The organism is Thermostichus sp. MS-CIW-41 (assembly GCF_054058915.1).
Window position 1 is genome coordinate 24,317 of the sequence record NZ_JBSSBO010000037.1, and the last position, 6,072, is coordinate 30,388.

Annotated in this window: 6 protein-coding genes and 1 tRNA gene; 5 read left to right on the plus strand and 2 right to left on the minus strand. The window is 59.7% G+C overall.

The genetic code is table 11. The features are described 5' to 3' along the window. Positions 1-63 precede the first annotated feature (63 nt). Genes ACVWXE_RS10770 through ACVWXE_RS10780 form a run of 3 tightly spaced genes read left to right on the plus strand, consistent with a single transcriptional unit; the run spans position 64 to position 2,773 of the window. Complete coding sequence (locus tag ACVWXE_RS10770) at positions 64-1,212, plus strand: cob(I)yrinic acid a,c-diamide adenosyltransferase (protein WP_457403276.1); 1,149 nt, start codon at positions 64-66, stop codon at positions 1,210-1,212. Continuing rightward, the gene (locus tag ACVWXE_RS10775; RefSeq protein WP_414413352.1) at positions 1,212-1,961 is read left to right on the plus strand and encodes a lysophospholipid acyltransferase family protein; all 750 of its coding nucleotides are present in this window, start codon (positions 1,212-1,214) and stop codon (positions 1,959-1,961) included. The genes ACVWXE_RS10770 and ACVWXE_RS10775 overlap by 1 nt, the downstream gene beginning before the upstream one ends. Continuing rightward, the gene (locus ACVWXE_RS10780; protein ID WP_457490295.1) at positions 1,958-2,773 is read left to right on the plus strand and encodes an alpha/beta fold hydrolase; all 816 of its coding nucleotides are present in this window, start codon (positions 1,958-1,960) and stop codon (positions 2,771-2,773) included. The genes ACVWXE_RS10775 and ACVWXE_RS10780 overlap by 4 nt, the downstream gene beginning before the upstream one ends. On the opposite strand, the gene ACVWXE_RS10785 is transcribed toward ACVWXE_RS10780, so the two are convergent. Beyond that, positions 2,751-3,476 (minus strand): HAD-IA family hydrolase, encoded by a 726-nt coding sequence (locus ACVWXE_RS10785; RefSeq protein WP_457490296.1) that lies wholly within the window; start codon positions 3,474-3,476, stop codon positions 2,751-2,753. The two genes, ACVWXE_RS10780 and ACVWXE_RS10785, sit on opposite strands and share 23 nt — an antisense overlap. Continuing rightward, positions 3,473-4,456: a PhoH family protein gene (locus tag ACVWXE_RS10790; protein ID WP_457384250.1), complete on the minus strand. Its 984-nt coding sequence runs from the start codon at positions 4,454-4,456 to the stop codon at positions 3,473-3,475. Before ACVWXE_RS10790 ends, ACVWXE_RS10785 begins: the two co-directional genes overlap by 4 nt. Positions 4,457-5,013: 557 nt before the next feature. Here ACVWXE_RS10790 and ACVWXE_RS10795 point away from each other — a divergent pair. Next, the gene (locus tag ACVWXE_RS10795; protein WP_011433891.1) at positions 5,014-5,562 is read left to right on the plus strand and encodes a hypothetical protein; all 549 of its coding nucleotides are present in this window, start codon (positions 5,014-5,016) and stop codon (positions 5,560-5,562) included. A 155-nt stretch (positions 5,563-5,717) separates the two neighbouring features. Beyond that, positions 5,718-5,808, plus strand: a tRNA-Ser gene (locus ACVWXE_RS10800). The last annotated feature ends 264 nt before the right edge of the window (positions 5,809-6,072 follow it).

The window sequence follows — 6,072 nt, forward strand, 5'->3', positions numbered from 1 at the left end:
TCTGGCTAGGCCCCAAGTAGGCTCTAAGATGGGGGTAGAAAAGTGGGATTTTCCCACAGCAGGATGACGCGGAGGGGCATGGCAGAAATTGGGATTGTGACTGCCCAGCAGTTTGATCGGCGACGGGGCCAGATCCATGTCTACGACGGCGAGGGCAAAGGCAAGTCCCAGGCGGCCCTAGGGGTTGTGCTGCGTTCCATTGGCTTGGGGATCGAAAAGGCGGCCCCCAGCCGGGTGTTGCTGGTGCGGTTTCTCAAGGGGCCAGGCCGAACCTATGCTGAGGATGCGGCCATTGCGGCTCTGCAGCGAGGCTTCCCCCATCTCATCGATCAATTGCGCACCGGGCGGGGAGAGTTTTTCGGCCCAGATGAGATCACCAAGTTTGACCGTCAGGAGGCCCGCCGCGGTTGGGATGTGGCCAAAGGGGCTTTGGCGTCGGGGTTTTACTCGGTGGTGGTGCTGGATGAGCTCAACCCGGTGCTGGATCTGGGCCTGTTGCCTGTGGAGGAGGTGGTCAGTACCCTCAAGCAAAAGCCGGAGGCCATGGAGGTGATCATCACCGGGCGCGGCGCTCCCAAGGAAATTATCGACCTGGCGGATTTGCACTCGGAAATGCGCAGTGTCCGGCGGGCGACGGATCCCCGCAACGGCGAGCTTCCTTCCAGCGGCATCGAGATCTACACCGGCAACGGCAAGGGAAAATCCACCAGCGCTCTGGGTCGGGCTCTGCAAGCCATTGGGCGCGGCATCAGCAAGGATCTCTCTCATCGCGTGCTGATCATGCAATGGCTGAAGGGGGGAACGGGCTACACCGAGGATGCAGCCATTCGGGCCTTGCGGGAAAGCTACCCCGATTTGGTGGATCACCAGCGCTGCGGTCGGGATGCCATTGTCTGGCGGGGCAAACAACAGGAAATCGACTATGTAGAAGCGGAGCGGGGCTGGGAGTTGGCACGGGCGGCCATCGCTTCTGGCCTGTACAAAACCATCATCTTGGATGAGTTGAACCCGACGGTGGATCTGGAGCTGCTGGACGTGGAGCCGATTGTCCAGGCTTTGCTGCGCAAGCCGCGGGACACGGAGATCATCATCACGGGGCGGTGCCATGCCCCCTTACCTTACTTTGAGCTGGCCTCTGTCCACTCGGAAATGGTGAGCCACAAGCACTATGCCGAGCAGGGGGCCGATCTGCGGCGCGGGGTGGACTATTGATGGGATCCTTCGCAGCGTTCTCAGCCAATTCTGCTCTCTCTTGGCCTCCAGACCCCAGGACTCTGGCCCAGTTGTTGCTCACCCTTTTCCAGACGGAAGTGTGGGTGGAGGGCAAGGAGCACGTTCCCGCCGGCCCGCTGGTGGTGGTGAGCAATCACCGCAGTTTTCTGGATGCGCCGGTGCTGATCGCGGGGTTGGACCGACCGATTCGCTTTGCCTGCCATTACTACCTGGCTCAGGTGCCGCTGCTGCGGGAAATCGCCCTGGCTTTGGACTGCATTCCCCTCAAGCAGGGATCCCGACAGCAAATCCATTTTTTTCGCCAGGCGCAGGCCAGTTTGGCAGCGGGGGTGGGTGTGGGGATCTTCCCAGAAGGGGCGGAGCAGATCACCCGTGAGACCTCGCCTGGGGAGGTGGGGCGGTTTCAGCCAGGTTTTGCCCACCTGGCGCTGGCGGCAGCGGTGGATCCCTTGCCGATTCTGCCGGTGGCGGTGTGGGCGCAGGAAGAATGGCGGGGAGTAGATATTCCTATGGCTTTTTTCCGCTGGTTTGACCCCACTGAACCCCGATTTCAACAGGAAGGGGGACATCCGGTGGTGTTGTATCGGCGGGTGGTGCTCAGGGTGGGATCCCCCCTTTGGGTGGGCAGGAAGCAGCGCCAGGGATCCCGACGCGAGCGAATGCAGGTCATTCAAGAGCTAACTGCAGCGGCCCGAGAACAGGTGCGATTGGGATTGGCAGAGAGATGAGAAAGTTGAGTGGCGAGCCGGTAGCATCTGCCTCTAGCTTGGTCAGCCCGGCAACGGGAGCGGTCGGTCAGGAGCGGCCCCTGCTGCTGTATTTGCCCGGTATGGATGGCACAGGTACGTTGTTTTACCGGCAGGCGCAGGCTCTGCAGCGGGAGTTTCGCATTCGCCCCCTGAGTTTGAACCACCCGGAAGCGGGGGATAGCTGGGAAACCCTGGCCGATTGGGTGGGATCCCAGCTAGAAGCGGGGGCGTACTTGTGTGGAGAATCCTTTGGGGCCTGCCTGGCCTTGCTGGTGGCCGCCCAATGGCCGGAACGGTGCCGCGGCCTCATTTTGGTCAATCCAGCCTCGTCGCTGCGACGTAGGCCCTGGTGGTGGGCAGGGCATGTTCTCCTGCCTTTTTTGCCGCCGGGGCTCTATCAGCAGTTGTCGGAGCGGGGGTTGGGGGTTTTGGCGGAGCTCAGCCAAATGGAGCCGCCGGATCGGGAGCGGCTGCGCCAGGCGGTTCACAGTGTTGAACCCACAGTAGCTGCTCGGCGCTTGGCTTTGCTGGGATCCTTTGCTGTGGAGAAGCTGCCCCTGGAGTCGATGACCCTGCCAACTTTGCTGGTGGCGGGGGGGCGGGATCGCCTGTTGCCCTCGGTGCAGGAGGTGGGCTGGCTGGCGGAACGGCTGCCCCAGGCGCAGGTAGAAATCTCGCCCCAGAGCGGCCATGCTTGTCTGCTGGAGCGGCAGATGAACCTGCGGCGTTACCTGCTCAAGCCGGATGGCCTTTTTGCCCCTCTGCTGCTCAATTCTGCTTCGGCCCATTGAGCATGGACAGGGATCCCCACAGATCTTCTATCCGCTCTGGGCAGGAGCTATCCTTCCCCTCTCGATCCAGCCAAAGGGCCCTCAAGCCTGCTGCTTTTGCCCCCTGGTAGTCTTCGCGGCGGCTGTCGCCAATGTGGCCGGCGGCTGCGGGGGGGATCCCGTGGGCTGCCAGGGCAGCTTGGAAGATGCGAGGATCGGGCTTGGCATAGCCCACTTGGGTGGAGAGGGTGAGGGTGGAAAAGTAGGGATCCAACTGCAACTGCTGCAGCACCCTGGGCAAGCGGCTGTCGAAGTTGGAGATCACCCCCAACCGGATCCCTTCCTGCTGCAGGGCCCGCAAAGCCGGCAGCGTCTCGGGATACAGCTCCCAGGGATCCGCCCCGGCAAAGTGCTCAAACAATTGGGCGAAAAAGTCTTCAAACCGGTGCTCTCCGAAGGCAGCCAGGGATCCCACCCGGGCAAAAGTCTCCCGCACCACCTGGCGCCACCAGGTCCGCTCCCACTCCCGCAAAGGGGATCCCGTCAATCCTGGGCAGGCCGGGGCTGGAGCCTGGGCAAAAACTCGGCCAAAAGCGCGATCCAAGGCCTGGGGATCCACCCTCACCCCGTACTCCGCTGCCACCTGGCTGTAAACCTGGCCCACGCTGCCCCGCACCCGAAACAAAGTGCCCACAGCGTCGAAAAAGAGCACCCTCAGCTTCACGACTGCCCCTCGTAGCGGGCGTAGGCATCGACAATCCGCTGCACCAGAGGGTGGCGCACCACATCCCGCTGGTCGAAGTAGCAAAAGGCAACCCCCTCTACCCCTGTCAGAATACGCTCTGCCGCTGCCAGGCCGGACATGCGATGTTTGCCCAGATCCGTTTGGGTGAGATCCCCGGTAACCACCATACGCGACCGGAATCCCAGCCGCGTGAGGGCCATCTTCATCTGCTCGGGGGTGGTGTTCTGGGCTTCGTCCAAAATGATGAAGGCATTGCTCAAAGTACGGCCTCGCATATAGGCCAGCGGCGCCACCTCGATCACCCCCTGCTCCATCAACTGCGGCAGCTTGGCCGGGTCGATAAACTCGAACAGGGCATCGTAAAGGGGCCGCAGATAGGGATCCACCTTTTCCACCAGATCCCCCGGCAAAAACCCCAGTTTTTCTCCCGCCTCCACAGCCGGGCGAGTCAAGATCAGGCGCTCATACTCTCGGTTTTGCAGAGCCGTGATGGCCACAACGGCAGCCAGATAGGTTTTTCCTGTGCCCGCCGGTCCAATGCCAAAGCAGAGGTCGTGGGTGCGAATGGCTCGCACGTACTCCTGTTGGCGGGGCGTTTTCGGTCGGATAAGCTCCCCTTTGCGGGTGCGGGCCAAAATCCCTGCTTGTGCTTGCTGATAGGCGGCAACCTCTTGCCCGGAGAGGGCGCGAAAAGCTTGCTCTGCATCGATCACAGTGACGGGGTGCCCAGTTTGCCAAAGCGGCCTCAGCAATTCTAGCCATTGCCGCACCTGCTGCCGCTGTTGAGGAGTGCCTTTCAGATACAGGTCTTGTCCGCGCAGCGTTACAGAGGCACCGCTGGAGCGACTGATCCACCTCAGGTTGGCCTCCTGAGTGCCCGCCAAAGACATGGCCTGTTGAGGATTGGACAGAGAGATGACTTCGAAATCAGAAGAGAGGGAAGTAGGGTTGTCGTGCATGCCGTGGGCGCCGGGCACCCTGGGAGACCTGTAGGGGTGATCTTACCAAAAACGCTTGTCAGGGCGCTCTGGGCTGTGGAAAGCCGCTGCAGAGCCCAGGGGTCGAGCGCAAGAGTGCTTAACAGGGGATTACACCATTAATGTGTTCCAAAATACAAGCTTCTGGAAGATCTGCAGCAAACCTGGATTTGGGTTCCGGCCTTCATTGGCAGCCGAGTCACAGGGAATTAACAACTCCCTAAGGTTCCCTAAAAAAGTATTGCAAAGGGCTATCTTTTCGGGAATAGCTTTTATTCATCAAGTAACGTTGATCTATCTGCTAAAGGAGCTTGAACTCCCAGTCTCTCGTCGGTCGGGCAAGAGCTTGAGGTTTTCAACTCCGTTGGTCATCGTGCATCTGACATTCTCTACCCAGCAGGGGAGATGTGGATAGGTTGGTCTCTTACAACCCTTCCCTAGACACATTTTTGGGATCCCTGCGGCTCCTCAATCTCTGGGGAGGGAGCCCATCCTTTCTGGAGTCATTTTGAAAAATTAGATGGAAACAGGAGAGATAGATGTTTACCCAATCTGCGTCTGATACTCTGGGGTTGGCACAACTGGATTTGGCGCAAATTCCGCGGCAGATCACCTGCGATGGCAGTGACTTGGATTGGAGCCAGGCCCTGGCCATCGAAGGGATCCAACCTGAAGAAGAAGCTTTACAGGCTTGGATGGCTTTCCGTGACCTGCGGGTGAACCAAGAGGCGGGCAACATTTTACGCTGGCAGGGGCGTCCGTTGCGGGCCAGCCGTATCCGCTTTTTCCCCAGGAATGTGGCTTGGCGCTATGGCTTCTCGTTTTCCACCAGCATCCGCTCGCCCCTTGGCAAAGGGATCCCGACCCCTGAGGAGTGGCGCTACCCGGGCCTCTGCCGCTACGGGATTGTGCTGTTTCAACCCAACGCCCAACTGGTGGCCCATCAGGTTTTCGAGTCCTCGCCAGAGCAGCCCCAAGAGGTGGATCTGGATCCCAACCTGGATATTGCCTTCAACATCAATGACGCCAAGGGCAGCTACGGCGACAATAGCGGCAGCTTCGATATTTACTTGCAGGTGGTGAGCTAGACTCACCCAACCCCAGGAGGGATCCCGGCTGATCGCGATAGCGGGACGGAGTCTTTGCAGGGCGGGTCAGGGGGCAGTTGCCGGGTGGGATCCCATCCCCTACAATGAGTGAACTGGTGGCTGGATCCCAGCTTGCCATTGCCCTTCCTGGCCCTGGAGAGGTGGCTGAGTGGTCGAAAGCGGCTTCCTGCTAAGAAGTTACGGGGCCCAAAAGCTCCGTCGAGGGTTCGAATCCCTCCCTCTCCGTCCATATTTGCTGACCAAGGTTGTTGACGTCCTCTGCGCGCCGTTAGCTTACTTCCCCATAGCGGTAGGGCGGGGCTTTTCTCAGTAGCTCGGGCGTCTCAGACTAACCTGAAACGACCATAGAGGCCAACTCCGCTACCAGTCATGGGTCGTGGAAGCAGGAAGAAATCAGAGCATGACTCTAGTCAATAATAAGCTCAACTATACTGAAAATAATGTATAATATGTTCAGTACGGATTACTACCAGTTGATCTTTCTGTTTA